Annotated in this window: 14 protein-coding genes; 9 read left to right on the forward strand and 5 right to left on the reverse strand. The window is 42.2% G+C overall.

Annotation, left to right across the window (positions count from 1 at the left end; all coding sequences use genetic code 11):
• Positions 1-99 precede the first annotated feature (99 nt).
• Together JMX18_RS12955 and iscX are read left to right on the forward strand one after the other, a co-directional pair.
• Positions 100-639, forward strand: coding sequence for an acyl-CoA thioesterase (locus JMX18_RS12955; protein ID WP_201588139.1), 540 nt, complete (start codon positions 100-102; stop codon positions 637-639).
• Positions 640-722: 83 nt separating this feature from the next.
• Positions 723-932, forward strand: a complete 210-nt coding sequence (gene iscX / locus JMX18_RS12960) for a Fe-S cluster assembly protein IscX (protein ID WP_201588140.1) — start codon at positions 723-725, stop codon at positions 930-932.
• Positions 933-987: 55 nt separating this feature from the next.
• Here iscX and dapE read toward each other — a convergent pair whose 3' ends face one another.
• Together dapE and JMX18_RS12970 are read right to left on the reverse strand one after the other, a co-directional pair.
• Positions 988-2202 (reverse strand): succinyl-diaminopimelate desuccinylase, encoded by a 1215-nt coding sequence (gene dapE, locus JMX18_RS12965; RefSeq protein WP_201588141.1) that lies wholly within the window; start codon positions 2200-2202, stop codon positions 988-990.
• Between the two features lie 54 nt (positions 2203-2256).
• Positions 2257-3033 (reverse strand): 2OG-Fe(II) oxygenase, encoded by a 777-nt coding sequence (locus JMX18_RS12970; RefSeq protein WP_201588142.1) that lies wholly within the window; start codon positions 3031-3033, stop codon positions 2257-2259.
• Positions 3034-3209: 176 nt separating this feature from the next.
• Here JMX18_RS12970 and JMX18_RS12975 point away from each other — a divergent pair, with 176 nt between their 5' ends.
• Both JMX18_RS12975 and pssA read left to right on the forward strand, forming a co-directional pair.
• Complete coding sequence (locus tag JMX18_RS12975) at positions 3210-4094, forward strand: 23S rRNA (adenine(2030)-N(6))-methyltransferase RlmJ (RefSeq protein ID WP_201588143.1); 885 nt, start codon at positions 3210-3212, stop codon at positions 4092-4094.
• A gap of 10 nt (positions 4095-4104) precedes the next feature.
• Entirely contained in the window at positions 4105-4992 is an 888-nt protein-coding gene (pssA, locus tag JMX18_RS12980) for a CDP-diacylglycerol--serine O-phosphatidyltransferase (protein WP_227674668.1), read from the forward strand.
• Positions 4993-5131: 139 nt separating this feature from the next.
• Here the strand turns inward: pssA and JMX18_RS12985 are convergent, their stop codons facing one another.
• The 3 genes from JMX18_RS12985 to JMX18_RS12995 all read right to left on the reverse strand — a co-directional run bounded on the left by JMX18_RS12985 (position 5132) and on the right by JMX18_RS12995 (position 9174).
• On the reverse strand, positions 5132-7294 hold the full coding sequence (locus tag JMX18_RS12985) for an ATP-binding protein (protein ID WP_201588144.1): 2163 nt from the start codon (positions 7292-7294) through the stop codon (positions 5132-5134).
• A gap of 42 nt (positions 7295-7336) precedes the next feature.
• Positions 7337-7972, reverse strand: coding sequence for a response regulator (locus JMX18_RS12990; RefSeq protein ID WP_201588145.1), 636 nt, complete (start codon positions 7970-7972; stop codon positions 7337-7339).
• 401 nt (positions 7973-8373) lie between these two features.
• Positions 8374-9174, reverse strand: a complete 801-nt coding sequence (locus JMX18_RS12995; protein WP_201588146.1) for a hypothetical protein — start codon at positions 9172-9174, stop codon at positions 8374-8376.
• 230 nt (positions 9175-9404) lie between these two features.
• Here JMX18_RS12995 and JMX18_RS13000 point away from each other — a divergent pair, with 230 nt between their 5' ends.
• The 5 genes from JMX18_RS13000 to JMX18_RS13020 form a co-directional block, all read left to right on the forward strand.
• Positions 9405-10913, forward strand: a complete 1509-nt coding sequence (locus tag JMX18_RS13000) for a TolC family protein (protein ID WP_201588147.1) — start codon at positions 9405-9407, stop codon at positions 10911-10913.
• A 99-nt stretch (positions 10914-11012) separates the two neighbouring features.
• Positions 11013-13313 carry a type I secretion system permease/ATPase gene (locus tag JMX18_RS13005; protein ID WP_227674669.1) on the forward strand — a complete coding sequence of 767 codons (2301 nt, stop codon included), beginning with the start codon at positions 11013-11015 and terminating at the stop codon, positions 13311-13313.
• Between the two features lie 22 nt (positions 13314-13335).
• Positions 13336-14505, forward strand: a complete 1170-nt coding sequence (locus tag JMX18_RS13010) for an HlyD family efflux transporter periplasmic adaptor subunit (RefSeq protein WP_201588148.1) — start codon at positions 13336-13338, stop codon at positions 14503-14505.
• Between the two features lie 441 nt (positions 14506-14946).
• The gene (locus JMX18_RS13015; RefSeq protein ID WP_201588149.1) at positions 14947-15927 is read left to right on the forward strand and encodes an OmpA family protein; all 981 of its coding nucleotides are present in this window, start codon (positions 14947-14949) and stop codon (positions 15925-15927) included.
• 74 nt (positions 15928-16001) lie between these two features.
• A partial coding sequence (locus JMX18_RS13020) for a hypothetical protein (protein WP_201588150.1) occupies positions 16002-16664 on the forward strand: 663 nt, incomplete at its 3' end.

A 16664-nucleotide genomic window follows, 5' to 3' on the forward strand; every position in this document is an offset into this window, starting at 1 on the left:
TTAGGAAAAGTCACTTAGGTGGCTTTTTTTGCGTTAATAAGTTTTACCCTGATCTCATATATAGTTTAATTATAAATAATACCAATAAGAGAGTTCGCTATGAATATGCTGTTGCGTTTTTTCATTATGACCCATTTGCTCAAGCAGCAACTCAAGTCGCAGGCTGTGCGCAAAACCCTTAGCCAAGAGATGCTGACCGCACCTATTATTCGTCGCTATCGAGTGCTGCCACATGATATGGGTTTTCGCGATCATCTGCCCAATTATCGCTATCTGTCTTTTATTGAGCTTAATATTACCCGCTGGCTAATGGCTTGCTGTCATCAAAAGGGGATTAAAAACCTGCAATGGGTCATCGCTATGCAAGAGATGGTTTATCTAAAAGAGATTAAGTTTTTGGATAAAATGAGCGTAGATAGTCAACTTGCTGGTTGGGATAAAAAGTATGTTTATTTTGAAACCCGCTTCTTTGTCAAGGATCAACTAATGGGCGTCGGGATGACCAAGTTTGTCTTGATGGATAAAAAAGATAAATGTGCACCAAGTGTTCTTGATATGGTAGACGAGCAGTTAACGGATGTTATTAATACGTGGAATAAGCATCAAGTCGCTATAAAAGCCTTACCTAAAAGCCGTTAAAAAAACAAGCTTAACTATATTCAATTCATAAAGTTTGCTAGGATAAGAGAATTATAAATGACCACTATTAATAAGGAGCAATTATGAGCCCGCAAAAATTAAAATGGACTGACAGCTTGGATATCGCTATTGAACTTGCCGAAAAGTTTCCTGAAACGGATCCACAGTATATCCGCTTTACTGACTTGCATCGCTGGGTGACCGAGCTTGAAGGCTTCGATGATGATCCACAAAGATCTAACGAAGGCATTTTAGAAGCGATTCAGATGAATTGGATTGATGAGGCGGATTAGGGTTAGTAGAGTTAGGGCGTAGTTATAAATAAAATACTCAACACGCCCTAAGCATTTAGTTGATGCCTTCATCCAATAACAAATTCTCCAAAATCCCTTCATAAATCTGCGCCAATTTACCTAAATCATCAACCTCGACCTTTTCATCAACTTGATGAATAGTGGCATTGCGTACGCCGAGCTCAACCACTTGGGCGCCAGTCGGGGCAATAAAGCGTCCATCGGAGGTGCCGCCAGAAGTCGATAAAGTCGCATCAGTATCAGTCACCGCTTTAATGGCTTGCTGGCAGGCTGAGACTAATTTGCCTTCTGGGGTTAAAAACGGCTCACCTGATAATTTCCAATCAATATCATAACTGGCTTTGCTGTCTTTAAAATGGCTGTCAAACATGGCATGAGTCTTGGCTTTTAGCTCATTCTCAGTGGTTTCAGTGGAGAAACGAAAATTAAACACCGCTTCCAACGTCTCAGGGATGACGTTAGTTGCGCCCGTGCCACTATTGATATTAGAGATTTGCAAGGACGTCGCGGGGAAATAGTCATTACCTTTATCCCAAGTTGCGGCTGTCAATTCTGCTAGTGCTGCTAGCGCCGCATGAATAGGATTGCTTGCCAGATGCGGATAAGCAACATGACCTTGTTTGCCGGTCACGGTGAGCACTGCACCCAATGAACCTCGGCGACCATTTTTAATGATATCGCCGAGGGTATCGGTACTTGACGGCTCACCGACGAGGCAATAAGTAATTTTTTCATTGCGGGCTTCTAAAGTCTCAATGACTTTGACCGTCCCATTAATAGAAGGGCCTTCTTCGTCAGAAGTAATAAGCATAGCGATAGAGCCATTATGCTCAGGATGGTTGGCAACAAAGCGTTCAGCGGCAATGGTAAAAGCGGCAATGCCGGTTTTCATATCGGCGGCACCGCGCGCCCATAAATAGCCGTCAGCAATGGTGGGCGTAAAAGGCGGATACGTCCAATTATTTTCGTCGCCAGTTGGCACAACATCGGTATGACCGGCAAAGCAAATGACCGGATCAGACGTTCCGCGACGAGCCCATAAATTCTTGACCTCAGCGTGCTCACCACTTTTTTGCTTCTCACTCCCAAAGAACATAAATTCGCAATCAAAACCGGCCTGCTCTAAGCGTTTTGATAATATATCTTGGCAGCCGTCATCATCTGGAGTTACTGAAGGACGTTCAAGTAGAGCGATGCTTAGGTCTAATGTTGCCTGCTGGTGGGTAAAGAGGTTGTTGGAATCGGACATGAACGAACCTTTTGTATTATAAATTTAGTTGAGAGTCAGGCGTTAATTTATATATTAATTATCATTTTCAACAAACGGTACTAAACCATCACGACGCATCCATGTGGCTATCGAATAACGTTGACGATGGGCGATTTGTACCTGATGTTGCAAGTCGCTATCAAAGATAATTAAACGATTGGCAACCGGCATCACCGTATGATGCACGCCATGACTATCGATGATTTCAACTGCGCCACCGTCCTCAGTTGTCCAGTCATCATTTAAGTAAAAAACAGCGGATATTACCCGTTCATCACGTCCCGCAGGATTGTCGCTGTGCCATTGATAACCGAAGCCTGGCGGATAACAGGCATAATGCGCCTCACTATGGCGAATACCAGCGAATAAATAACGGTTCAATAGAGACGCCAGCTCATTAATACTTTGCAAGTAATAAAAACCAGCAAAAAAGTCTTTGGTAATCCAGCGAATTTTGTCCCCGCGAATATCACTGATACGAATACCAGCGGTAAGCTCAGCGTCACGGTATTTAATAAAACCGCTCTCCGCTTGTAAGGCTAGTAGGGCTTTATCTGCAAACACCTTATCAATAATAATCCAGCCGTCATTCGCCAGCTTATCAAGCTGCTTATCGTCAAGCTTATGCTCCCAATCTACTTTATAGTCAGATAATTGCAGCTCTTTTTGCGTCAGAACATTATCTTTATCGGCATCAATATCAACATTATTAATATTGATTTCAGGAACAAGCAGTGGCGGATTATCCACACCTATAGGATTATCAACCGGTAAGTCTGTTAGGTTAAGATTACTTATAATTGCAGTCATTTTTTATTGCCTTTATTAGTAGCTATCATGGTTAGAGTAGACTTAAGTGTCTTTGTTAGCTTAGAGGTCAAAACGATTTGTTGAAGCCGCTTACCAAAACCATGTTACCTTTTACTCTGCCTATGCTACCATAGATGCAATTTTTCTTATTTAAACTTTTCAAATTATGAATAACTATGAACTATAAACACGCCTACCACGCCGGTAACTTTGCTGATGTGGTCAAACACATTTTACTCGTACAACTGCTCAATCAACTGAGCCAAAAAGAAAAGCCCTTTTATGTGCTTGATGCTTATGGCGGTCGCGGTCTATATTCACTGGGTAGTGAAGAGGCTCGTAAGACCGGAGAAGCTGAAAAAGGTATTAAAGCCTTATTAAAAATTGAAGATGCTGACATGGAGCAAGCGCCAGCGGCTATCAAAGACTATATGGAAGGGATGAAGCAAGCTCGATTTACTTACGATAATAAAGTGTATCCAGGCTCACCTTGGTGGATTGCTCATCATGTGGAAAAGCATCCTGATTTAGGCGTGCGCGGCGAAGCGTTTGAAGCCAAAGCTAGCGAGTACGATGCCCTTAATTATCAGCTACACAAATTAGAGATTGGTATTCATCACCGTGATGCTTTTGAAGGGGTTACAGCGGTGATTCCACCCGCTGAGCGCCGTGGACTGATTTTCCTTGATCCGCCTTATGAGCAAGAACATAAAGATTTTACTCGTCTGATCAATCTACTAGTAGCTGCCTATAATAAGTGGCCACAAGGGACTTATGCGCTATGGTTTCCCATTAAGAATATTGAGGCGGTTGAGCTGTTTTATAAGAAGCTTAAGCGTACCGATATCAGACGCCAATTGGTTTGTGAGCTAAATATTTATCCAAACGATGTGGCAGTAGGTCTCAACGGTACTGGTATGCTGATTATCAATCCGCCTTGGCAGTTTGATAATCATGCCCGTGAAATATTGCGCTTTTTACAGCCGATATTAAAGGTTGAAGACGCGCCAAATCTGACCCCGGATAGTGCAACTAATGTACGCTGGCTGGTTGGCGAATAAGGATAACGTTATGACCAATAAGCCACCAGTTAATGAGACTTTGAACCCTTCATCAGACCGTATAAGTGATAGTGCGGCAACTCAGCCACCTTATGCAGATGAGAATGAATTCAATATTCGTTTGGCCGATAATGATAACTACGATGGGTTGACCTTTGAGGTCATCGAAACCGAAGTTGCTGAAGGTAAGCAAGTGGTGAGCCGTGGGGTCTATCTAGCGCCCAACCTCATTACAACTTTATCACTGTTATCAGGGTTCTACTCTATCCTAGCCAGTACTCAAGGTGAGTTTTATAAAGCGTCATTGGCGATTTTTTTATCAGCGATCCTTGATGGAGCCGATGGCAGGGTGGCACGGATGCTCAATGCGCAAAGCCCCTTTGGTGAGCAATATGACTCGCTTGCAGATATGCTCGCTTTTGGTATTGCGCCGGCTATATTGGTCTATAGCTTTGCGCTTGAGCCACTCGGACGTATTGGACTGGGTTGTGCTTTTGTCTTTACCGCTTGCGGGGCGTTCCGTTTAGCTCGTTTTAACGTACAAATTGGTGAGGTCGATAAGTCTTACTTCGTTGGTTTAGCAAGCCCCCTTGCTGCTATTTTGGTCACTTCAGCAGTAATGGTGGCGGTGGATCATAACGAGTGGGTAGGGCAATATGATTCGGCAATCATGATGTTGTTTGCCGCTTGGGTGGTTATCTGCGGTCTATTAATGGTTAGTAATGTCAAATACTATAGCTTTAAAGAGTTCGATAAAAAGAAAGTACCATTTGTGGTGCTTATTATCGGAGTATTAGTGATGAGTATAGTGATATACGATATACCTGTTGGTATTTTAGCTATTGGTATTATCTATGCGCTATCAGGTATAGTAACCACTATTAAAGCTAAGGTTTAAATCACTAACTTTAAATGCTATTTCTAAATGCTATATTTTAAATACCATTTTTTAAGACTAAAAAAACACCTACTGTTTAGTAGGTGTTTTTTTTCAGTTAGTAACTATGCTTATATTCTATAAACGTCTTAGATTTATATTATCTCGCTGCGACCTGCTGTAAGTTATGACGTAAAGTCATTGGGTCTATCGGTTTATGCAATATTATCGGGTTAACGGCTCTAGTCGTTATAAATAATTCAGGCGAAGTATTGGCCGTAAGAATAATAAATGATTTTGAAACCAAAATAGAGGGTTTATTGGTATTTTGAATAGCAATAATGACATCTTCGCCGGTTTCTGTACCAGCCAAGCGAAAGTCAGTAATGACGATATCTGGTTGGTGAGTTTTAAAAGCAGTCACTGCATCTTCCAATGTCTGTACTACTATAGTCTGACAGCCCCACATCTCTAGCAACAACTGCATCGACTTAAGCACCATATTATCGTCATCTACTACTAATATTGTTTTGCCTGCTAAATAGTCAGTCTCTGTATGTTCAAAGGACATGGCATTATTACTTTCACCACAGATAGGTAAGACTAGGGAGAACTGTGAGCCTTGATTCAATTTTGATTCTACACTGAGATCCGCTTTTAATAGTTTAGTCATACCTTTCACAATAGCGAGTCCCAACCCCAGCCCTTGATTGGTCGTATTATTACGCTCCAATTGATAAAACGAATCAAATACTCGCTCCAGCTCTCCTGCGGTCATACCGCTACCTGTATCCCATACACTTATCCGGCAGTAGTTGAGTAGTATTGATGGGCTCTGGGTAGAGAGCTTGCGTACTCCAATTAATATACCGCCCTTTTGAGTATAACGTATGGCATTACTAATCAGGTTTCTTAAAATAAGTGACAGCATTGTAGGGTCGGTCATTACCCATATGTTGGTAGGACGGAAGCGTAATGATAGCTGTTTATTGTGAGCTTGGATGCTAAATTCATTCACCAGACTTTGCATAATGTCATTAAGGTTAGTAGGTGCAAAGTGCGGCGTCATTTGTCCTGACTCTAGATGCGCATAGTCTAATATTGAGTTGAGCATCTCGCTGCTAGACTGACTGGCAGAATTAGCATAATTTAAAATTTGTGCCTGCTGACTATCGAGATTAGTATCCTTAAGCGCTTCGATAAATAAGCTTAGAGCTTGGACAGGCTGACGCAAGTCATGGCTTGCTGCTGCCAGGAATTGAATTCTAGCCAAGCTAGCTTTTTCTACTTGTTGAGTTTTAACCTGTAACTGTGATACTAAGTTAGTGTTCTCTAAATAAATAGAGATAGCTCTTAGGTTATTAAGCCATGCATGTTTAGCGAAAAACATATTGAAGAATAAGAGTACGAGAACGGCAACGGCTAGGATAATCAAACGAGTGTCATCAACGTAAAAGATGATCAGCCCCCACATAAATACACTGGGTAGTATAAGAGCAATATAAACTCGCCAAAATACCGCTAAGCTCGAGATAGCGCCGCCAAACAGTCCGAATTGCAGCCCCATTAATACGATAACCTGCGTGGTATTATGAAGATTAGTAGTAAAAGCTTTACCAATAGCCATAGCCCATAAGCAGCCTATCGCTAATGTACAAATTAGTAGAATATTATAGGCACTATAATGGGTTAAGTAGTCTGAAAGACGATTATTAGGCAAATGGGTTGATAATGAGGAAGGCAAAGAGCTTTCGGTTGCCGACTTATCATTAGATATAGCAACAAATATATTAGAGGATGATACAGGGTTAAGGGGAATAGAGTTGGCTAAGGTTTTGATTTTTCTCCAGCTAAACCAGCACACGCCAATGATAGTAATGTGAAAAAATATCCAAGCCATTATCAGCATTTTTGCGGCACGCAGCTCAGCTACAGGTACGTTAGGCAGTAGCCTTATAAAGACTATTGTCCCCAAGCAACTGATTATAATAAAAAAGATTAAAAGAGTAGCGAATCGTCTTTTTAAAAACTGGGTATCAAGCGCGTCTGATTTTTTGAAGATATGCTGCCAAAATGCCCAGCATATGGCGATGATAGTTGTATGGTAGGCCAACCAAATAATATTTAGTATTTTTTGATTGGTCTCTAGATCCAGCGTTATGAACATCGTGACAAAAAAGCACAGGCTAGAAAATATAGTACCGGCTAGCGAAAGCGGGAGGTGTTGGCGAATTAGACTGGTTTTCTCGGCCAATATTCTTTCGGCTTCGAGAGCATTTTGCGCATATTGTCGTAAGGCTTCAATATCGTCTATTAGCTTCATAAGCGCTTCTACCTTACCAGTAACTTATCAAGAGCTTTGAGTTTATTCTTGGCGAGCAAGGTAGCCCGCTTGCTGGGCTACAAGGATAATTTTGGTACGGTTATGAACATCGAAATGCTCCATTAAGGCAGCGATATGATTACGGACTGTGTTTTCGCTCAATGATAGTTTGTCGGCAATATATTTATTACTGTGTCCCTCCGCCATGAGCGCTAACACTTCTAGCAAGCGTGTGCTTAGCATAGTTTTTGCTTCAGTAACGACGCGAGAAGGTTGGGTCTGCAGAGGTCTATTATTGTGTAAGCGGCTAAGAAGTAGCGATTGTACGGTTTTACAAATAACCGCAGAATCCGTGTTTTTATTCAAAAAACAACTGGCGCCTAACTCTAGGGCTCTATTGATATCTTCATGGTTACTAAGAGCAGATAGCAGCATGATACGGGCTTCAGGCCAGCGCTGCTGCAGAATAGTCATGCCATCAATACCATTAAGACCAGGCAGACAGATATCTAGCAAGATGACATCAATGGGCACTTCAATATCAGTCACATCGCTGATTTTTTCAATTTCAGTAATAACGGCTTTTATCTTGTTTTGTAAGATGAGCCTTAGGCCTGTTCGAAACAGAGCATGATCATCAATGAGTAATATGTTTTTTTGTATCTGATTATGAGTCATCGCACAATTCCATTTGTAGCGTTATTATTTTTATTTCATCCTTGAACCGATGTCATTATTGCTAGCTTCCGACTGTAATTAACTTCTACAATTTATAGGTTGCGCCTATGAGTAACAGCGAGAGTTATTTGCAGTATCTAACGAGATAGAGATTACAAATTAATGGTATTGAGTAGTACGTTTATACTATAACAAATATTGAATATATATATAATATACTACGAATATAGCATTATATGCATAGGTTTATGTAATATTCTCAACAATCGTTGTAGATTATGTTGATTAAAGAATATTGTTACCAGTTTATAAGCGAATGTTAAAAGGCCTTAGAGGCAAGTGAGGCTGAGAGGATGATTTCGATGGTCTTGGAGGCGTTGGATTTTATAGAGAAACAGCATCTATTTTGCAACGGTTATAGGTTCGATAGCTGCTTTATCATACTCAGCTTGCGCCGATGCCTGATTATTGGGAATAGGGGTAGTAGAGGATAGCGGCGGGCGAGTCTGAATAGATAAGGTATTATTTGCAGGGATAGAGCTTTGAGTATTAGCTTGGAGGTTTGGTTCAAAGGTTTGGTGCTGTTGAATCTGGCTTTGGTTACGTTTTTTGACTTCAGCGATAAGCTGTGAGAGCTGTTCGCTATCTTTCTCAATCTCAGCTTCTAAAGCATGGTATTCCTTAGTTTTATTAAGTTTATATTCAGTATTATTGCTCTGATCGGGTCCTATTGTTTGCTGTTCAGTGTTCGAACCTACTAAGTCTTCGGTTAAATACTTATTTTCTATTGGGATGTTTGCAGCTGTAGTAAGAGTTGATGATTGAGCAGCTCTTTTGGTACTTCTTTGCTCAGAATTAACTTGGATATTAGTAGCAGCCGTTCTGTTAGTCATCGTTGTTTCAGGATTAATACGGCTGATGTTGTCTTTGTTTTTTACTTTAAAGGTAGAAGGTTGAGAGATTGCAGGTAGTGGTTGTTCTGTTGCTAAAAATCTCGACCCCTTTTGCTCTATAGCTGAGGTGGTTACTGAGCTCTCATTAGGAGTTGCTAGAGGGGTTACTGCTGAAGGGTTCTTATTAAAAATAGTAAAATATACGATAGCTGCAATTAATAAGTGCAGTAATACTGCCAAGACAATAGCTATTGTAGCTCGGTCTTTTGTTTTTTTAGCTGAATGGATCGGAGCTAAAGGTTGTTTCATAAATCACTAATCCATTAGTTGATTTTATTTTTGAATATTTAAACTTATAACATATATCTTTTCATATATTTATTTATTTTTATATACAAGACTATTTTCATAGTATATTGTTAAAAGAATATTTAAAAGTAATTAATCAAATTTAAATGCTTTTTTTTATTAAATATAAGGCTTTACCAAAGCTAATGATGGTCTATTAGCAGGATCTGTCGATAAGGATATTGACTAAGATGCGGTACCATATAAAAAAAATAGCCCACCACCTATCTCTGAGTCTATTAACGATAGCAGTATCTAGCGCTGCTCTCGCCAATCCTGATATACCTGTCAATGCTCTAATCTATCAAGCCATTCAAACCCATCCATTAGTAGGTGCTGCCCGAGCAGAGCAACAAGCGACTACTGAAAGCATTCGTGCGGCTAAGCTTAGTCTTTTGCCTGCGCCCAGTTTGTCGTCAGGTTATGACCGTGATGACGGTATGATCTCCCAATTTCAGCTACGCCAATCATTATGGACCGGTGGCAAGCTAACCGCTAATGTCAACCAAGCTATATTTGATGATAGAGCCGCCACAGAATATATCTACGAACAACAAAACCAAGTCGCCAAAACTACTATAGAAGCGTGGCAAAGCTACGTCACTGCGGTGTCCAAACAGCGCGTCTATTATGAAAACCTGCAACTGCTCTCAGAGTTTGAAGCTATGATGCAGCGCCGAGTGAGTCAAGGGGTGTCTGCCCGTATCGAGATGGACTTGGTGACCAACCGTATTTTGCAAGAACAAAACTCTTACCAAGCGGCAGTCGAGCAGCAGCGTATTGCTATGGCACGGTTAGAGCAAATCACTGGTCGTAGATTAACGCCCACTGATATTCCAGCGCCCAACCTGAGCGAGCTGGTTAACCGAGCCAAAGGCTATTCGCAAGCTTTTGAAAAGATGGCGTTTGATCAGGCCAGTTTTTATAACCCGACGGTGGTAAAAGAGGAGTATCAAATCGAAGCCGCTAAGCAAGGGGTCAAGTCGTTGCAAGCCGCGCGTTATCCTACACTTTATGCGCAGTATGAGTACGACTATTATCATGAAGCTGATAACAAAGACAGTGAGGGCGAGTTCTCAGTAGGCTTGAGTTATGACCCGGGCGCCGGCTTCTCTAATCTAGCTTTGGCCAAAGCTTCAGCAGCTAGAGTGGATAGTTTGGGACAATCAAAAGAAGCCTCAAGGCGCTTGGTGTTAGAGAATATTCAAACCCAATATCAGCAGTTTGCCAGCTCAAAAGACCAAGAGCGCTCCTTGATAGCAGCAGTAGCCGGCGCGCAGATTGTCGTCAGCTCTTATAGACGTCAGTTCATCGCTGGGCGCAAATCTTGGCTTGAGGTGTTGAATGCGGTACGCGAGCATTCTCAGTATCAGGCGCAGCTGGTTGATACTCGCTCCTCTATTATTGCTGCTTACTATAAGCTCCAAGTTGAATTCGGCATGATGTCATGGCAACAGTTCGACCAAAACCGCCAACCCAAACCTTTATTTAGTCCCCTAGATCCTGTGCAAAACTGGCTTAAACGTCAAGATACCGTGGAGCAAACGGCGGACACTGTAGTCGTTCAGCCTGTGGTCATGCAACAGCCAGCCTTAGTCACTTATCCATATCCGGTTAATAATAGCAGCGTGGCTATTTACGATACGGATTATGACACCGATGCCAGCCAAACCTATGGGTTACCAATAGCTAACCCGTAGTTTGTGATGAAATATTTGCGTCTCACAAACGACGCTTGATTACTTGTTGATTTATTAGCCGTCGATTTATTAACCGCCAATGAATGGGATACCTTTATTATGAGTACACCTATGCCAGCTTCGAGAGAACCTACGCCTGATGGCGGGCTGATAGCAAGCTCAAACTTGCCATTATCCCTCTCTACGCTCGATGAGCAAAGAGATAAACAAGCCAAGCAGCTGACGGCAGCGTTGCATACTTTACTTAGCCAGCAAGGCTATCCTGTTGATAATGTACGTTTGCAAGGCGTGATTGAGCAGCAGCCTGAAATCATGACGCTATCGGCGGTTATTAATGTGCTGAGCGAACTAGGGATTGATCAATTACCAGAGTCACTACTGCAGCCTGATGCTGCCTTTTTGCCGTTGTTGGCTTTGCATCCCACCCAAGGCTGGGGTGTTATTGCGCAACAAAACCCGCAAGGTATGTGGCTATTACGCCAATCCGAACGTATTAGCGCTTATCCCAGTGATGTCTTTACAGCGTTGATGCGGGTGCGCTTAGAGCGTGAGCCCAGCAAGCGTAAGCAGTTATCCTTTGATCAAATCCTCAAAAAAGATCTCAAGAACTATCGCGGTATTATCGTCGAGGCCGTAGTAGCGTCCTTCTTAATCAACGTACTAGCGTTAGCGGTCTCATTGTTCTCTATGCAAGTCTATGATCGTGTTATTCCAACCCGCAGTGAATATACGCTAATTATTTTGGCCAGTGGGGTCGGTTTAGTGATCTTGTTCGAAACTTTTATGAAGTTTGCCCGCTCCAAGATCATGGATAAAGTCATGGTCAATCTGGATCAATACCTATCTCGTGAGGTGTTCCAGCGACTATTAAATGTGCGTATTGATCAGATGCCGGGGTCGGTAGGTTCTATGGCAGCGCAGCTGCGTGGTTATGAGCAGGTGCGTAGTTTTTATACTGCTAGTACCTTGTTTGGCTTAGTCGATATTCCGATGGCGATTGTTTTTGTCGCTTTGATTGTGGTTATAGGCAATCCTTTAGTGGCACTAGTGCCTATTGTTGCAGCAGTGCTAGCGATTATATTAGGGCTTAGCGCCAGTAAGAAAATTGATAGGATTGCCGCAGTTGGTGCTTCAGCCTCTTATCGTAAGACTGGCATCTTGGTCGAAACCGTAGAAGGCGTGGAGACTATCAAAGCTGGAGCGGGCAATTGGAAGTTTTTGTCACGCTGGCTTGATGTGATGAATATCACTACCAAGAATGATTTGGACATGAAACACGCCAATGACAACTTAAGCTATTTTTCGCAGATGATACAGCAGACCAGTTATGTCGGCATTGTCATTGTCGGCTCGTTCGTAGTGATGTCGGGTGATATGACTATGGGCGGCTTGATTGCCTGTTCTATTTTGGGTGGTCGTATTTTGGCGCCAGTGATGGGTATTCCCAATCTATTGGTACAGCACTCACATGCCAAAGCAGCCAAGCTCAATATCGAGCAGTTATTTGCGCTGCAACAAGATAATCACAACGTCAGTCATCCTTTATCGCCCAGTTATATTAAAGGTAGCTTTGACTTGGAAAAGGTTACTTTCAACTATCAAAACAATGACCAACCCGCATTAGATATAGAGAAACTGCACATTGACGCAGGCGAGCGCATCGCCGTTCTAGGGCCAATCGGTTCAGGCAAATCGACCTTATTAAAAGTATTATCAGGATTATATGCGCCAACTCAAGGTCGAATCCTCTTGGATGGTTTAGATATTCAACAAATCAGCCGTGAGTCTATGAGCGAGCAAGTGGGGTATCTACAGCAGGATCACCGACTGTTTGAGGGCACCTTAAGAGAGAATTTATTGATTGGCCTACCAGCGCCCAGTGATGATGTGATGCGAGACGCGCTAGTAAAAACAGGCTTGATAAAACTGGTCGCCAGTCATTCTAGCGGGCTGGATCTGCCCATTAGTGAAGGCGGTAAAGGACTCTCAGGAGGACAAAAGCAATTGGTTGCTTTTACCCGTTTATTGTTAACTCGGCCATCCATACTACTGATGGATGAACCCACAGCTTCTATGGACAATCGCCAAGAGCTAACTTGTATTGATGCTATCAACAAAGAGTTTGGACAAGGGCATACCTTGATTGTAGCTACCCATAAAATGCCGCTGTTACAACTGGTCGATCGGCTAATCATTATGGATAATCAAAAGATTGTTATGGATGGGCCTAAAGAGCAGGTTTTAGCAAAGCTACGCAGCAATGATAGTACTGCTGATAGCGCTACCCAGAATGATAATAATGATAAAAACCCTAACAAAACTTCAATCAAAGTCAGTAAGCCAAAGATAAAGGCCATAGCTAAGCAAAGCCTTAATTACTCCTCAACTAGCGACGACTAAATTTATCAACTAGGGCAAGATAATGGATAACTATCAATATAAATCTCATGACCCTAAAATCGGTCGTACTCGGGCTATTATTTGGGGCGCACTGATTGGCATCATCGTATTAGTGGTTTGGGCGTATTTCGCTCAAATTGATCAAGTGACACGGGCTACGGCAACGGTTATTGCTAGTGCTCGTACCCAAGATATTCAAGCGGTAGAGGGCGGGGTATTAACTGAGATAATGGTTAAAGAAGGCGATGAAGTCGCTAAAGGGCAACTACTGGTGACGCTTGAAGAAGAGCGTGCCCAAGCAGCAGTGTCCAATTCTGATTCTAAGATAGCAGCGCTAAAAGCTAGGCTGGCGCGTCTAGAGGCTGAAATATTTGAGCGCCCCTTACGGTTTCCAGATGAAATAAGAGGCTACAGTGAATATGTAGAAAACCAAACCCAACTATACAATAGACGCCGCCAAGCGATTGATCAAGATGTCAACTCTCTACAAAAAATGATGGTATTAGCCAATCAAGAATTGAGTATGAATGAGCCTTTATTAGCTTATGGCGATGTCAGTCAGGCGGATGTCATCAAACTGCGCCGGCAAGTGGCGGAGATTCAAGCGCAAATTACCAATAAGCGTAATAAATACTTTGAAGACGCCCAGACAGAAATGACCAAAGCCCAAGAGGAGTTAGATGTCGAGCTTGAGCAGCTGCGTGACTATTCACAAGTCTTGGAAGAAAAGAATCTGTTTGCACCCACAGAGGGCAAAGTTAACAATATTTTGATTACTACTATCGGCGGGGTGGTCAAACCGGGCGAGATCATCATGAAAATATTGCCTACCAGTAGTGATCTGATCGTCGAAGCTAAAGTCAGTCCAGTAGATATCGCTTATGTCAAAGAAGGGCAGGCGGCCACGGTCAAACTCGATGCTTATGACTACTCTATATTCGGCGCTATGAATGGGACAGTGGTGTACATAAGTCCGGATACTCTATTAGAGGACACGCCCAATGGTGAGGAGTCTTACTACCGCGTCCAAATTAAGATTACTGGCGCTGAATTTGCTGAACGTCGTGACGAGATTGTGATCAAACCGGGTATGACCGCTTCGGTCGATATAAAAGCGCAAGAGCGCTCGGTACTCTCTTATCTCACAAAACCTATTACCAAAACCTTTTCTGAAGGCCTAGGAGAGCGGTAGTCTATCTAGTAATTTTAAATTGATGCAGCAAAGTGGAATGAATAATTTAATCTTGTAGCTAACCTCTTAAGCATTTAAAAACGTCCCTAATTAGGGGCGTTTTTTTATGGAAAATAGCTTTATGACATTAGGGTCGGTTATTTATAAAAACTACCCCTAAACCCCCTTCCTGTTTCATCTCCAAACTGAGTATTTAGCCTCAGAATTTCACACATATTATTTCGTCCATTAGTACGTTTGTACTATTACAAAGATTATACCCACTCTCTACACTAAATAAATAGTTAAGTTTTTTAGAGATAAAAACATCCTAAAAAATGCATTGACTTCGACGATATGAACAATTTATAGAATTTTAAGAATATTTAGATAAGCCTGTAGCACTAAAACATCTAATAAATTTTTATTAATTCGTCTTCAAAACCCCATTAGGAGCCTACTATGAAACAGCTATTTAAGAACACCATGATCATTGCTTTATTACCGACGGCAGTTCTGAGCTTTACCGCTTGTACGGCCACCAACAGCGGGGTTTATAACGAAGGCGATAATCGACGAGTAGATCGTGTGACTTGGACCAATCAAGCCGACATGGATATCAATGCTATGTTGGCAACAGCGGTGGATAGTGATAAAACTCGTTTAGTCTTCATTCGCAAAAGCGATGATGATGCTGAGCAAACCAGCGCCAATATTGCCGTCAATAATAGATTTCAAGTGAGCTTGCATCCGGGTAGTTATAGCGTTGTTGAGTCTTGTGTCGGTACTAATAATCTAAGTGCTCAAGCGACTGGCTTCAAAAACAACAACCTCTCAGCAAACTCAGAAACCTATCAGCTCCAAGGCGGGCAAACCTACTTTATATACGTCGATATGGATGAGCAAGGCAATAGCTCACTAACCCAAGTAACCGATAATAGTGCGCTACAACTATTAGAGAATAAACGCTATCAAACGCATCAAGTCAGCCGAGTGGTACCAAATTGCCCACCACCTGTAGTCGTACGTGCCCCTATCGTAGTTCCACCACCCGTAGTTATCGAGCGAGAAGTTCCTGTATTAGCTGAGCCGGCCACTATTGATCTAGAGGTACTGTTCGATACAGATAAGTCGGTGGTTAAACCAGAATATTTTTCAGAAGTCGCTGAGGTTGCAGATTTTATGAACGAATATTCAAACACTACCACGGTCCTAGAAGGTCATACCGATAGCCGCGCTAGTGATAGTTACAACCAAGCCTTATCACAGCGCCGAGTAGATGCAGTGAGTAATGTGCTAACAAATCAATTTGGAATCATGCCTAATCGTGTAACCGCCATTGGTTATGGAGAGTCGCGTCCAAGAGCAAGCAATGATACTGCAGAAGGTAGACAGCTCAATCGCCGCGTTGTTGCCGTCGTTGAAGAACGTCCAAGCAACTAATCGTAATGAGCTTTACCTTTTATAGCTTATATCACTTATATAACTAATACATTCAAAGAATAAGAGAGAATATTATGAATACTATCATCGTAAAAACCAACGACGCGACTCAAACTATAAACCAAGTGCAAGTAGTCACTCAAGATGGCATGCCAACGGTTATTACAGCAATGGATCAAGTAAATTATGAGTTCTATGATACGGCTATTGCTCGTGCACCCAATCATATCATCACTAAGCGTGTTGATAGTGACTTACATGTTTCTTTTGAAGAAAACGGTCAGGATAGTGATCTGATTATAGAAGGGTTTTATGACCGTGAAGATAGTGCGCTATTAGGTATGGCTGAGGATGGGCAATATTATTACTATGTTCCAGATACTGGCGAAACCTATGATTATGTAACCCAATTAGAAGCTGGTGATGTAGAAGGTCAAGCTTTAGGGGGTCAAGATTATACCGCAGTCGCAGCCATACCTTGGTGGATACCAGTTGCAGCAGGCCTAGGATTAATAGGTATAATTGCTGCGACTAGAGATGATGATGATGATAATACTCCGCCACCACCGCCACCGCTAGTACCTACCATTAGCATCTCAGGGACAACAGCCCTTAATGAGACTGAAAGTGATGGCACGGCAAGTGAAGCTGTGTACACGGTTAGCTTGAGTAGTCCTAGTACAGTCGATACTGCGGTTACAGTAACTATTTCTCCAGGGTCGGCTGATGGGAGTGAC

Origin of the sequence: Psychrobacter jeotgali (assembly GCF_904846315.1) — a bacterium.
In the GTDB taxonomy this organism is placed as follows: domain Bacteria; phylum Pseudomonadota; class Gammaproteobacteria; order Pseudomonadales; family Moraxellaceae; genus Psychrobacter; species Psychrobacter jeotgali.

Bases quoted from the DNA above. Each gene is read 5' to 3' on its own strand.
- JMX18_RS12955 (WP_201588139.1), top strand. From the start codon at position 100: ATGAATATGCTGTTGCGTTTTTTCATTATGACCCATTTGCTCAAGCAG.
- iscX (WP_201588140.1), top strand. From the start codon at position 723: ATGAGCCCGCAAAAATTAAAATGGACTGACAGCTTGGATATCGCTATT.
- dapE (WP_201588141.1), bottom strand. From the start codon at position 2,202: ATGTCCGATTCCAACAACCTCTTTACCCACCAGCAGGCAACATTAGAC.
- JMX18_RS12970 (WP_201588142.1), bottom strand. From the start codon at position 3,033: ATGACTGCAATTATAAGTAATCTTAACCTAACAGACTTACCGGTTGAT.
- JMX18_RS12975 (WP_201588143.1), top strand. From the start codon at position 3,210: ATGAACTATAAACACGCCTACCACGCCGGTAACTTTGCTGATGTGGTC.
- pssA (WP_227674668.1), top strand. From the start codon at position 4,105: ATGACCAATAAGCCACCAGTTAATGAGACTTTGAACCCTTCATCAGAC.
- JMX18_RS12985 (WP_201588144.1), bottom strand. From the start codon at position 7,294: ATGAAGCTAATAGACGATATTGAAGCCTTACGACAATATGCGCAAAAT.
- JMX18_RS12990 (WP_201588145.1), bottom strand. From the start codon at position 7,972: ATGACTCATAATCAGATACAAAAAAACATATTACTCATTGATGATCAT.
- JMX18_RS12995 (WP_201588146.1), bottom strand. From the start codon at position 9,174: ATGAAACAACCTTTAGCTCCGATCCATTCAGCTAAAAAAACAAAAGAC.
- JMX18_RS13000 (WP_201588147.1), top strand. From the start codon at position 9,405: ATGCGGTACCATATAAAAAAAATAGCCCACCACCTATCTCTGAGTCTA.
- JMX18_RS13005 (WP_227674669.1), top strand. From the start codon at position 11,013: ATGAGTACACCTATGCCAGCTTCGAGAGAACCTACGCCTGATGGCGGG.
- JMX18_RS13010 (WP_201588148.1), top strand. From the start codon at position 13,336: ATGGATAACTATCAATATAAATCTCATGACCCTAAAATCGGTCGTACT.
- JMX18_RS13015 (WP_201588149.1), top strand. From the start codon at position 14,947: ATGAAACAGCTATTTAAGAACACCATGATCATTGCTTTATTACCGACG.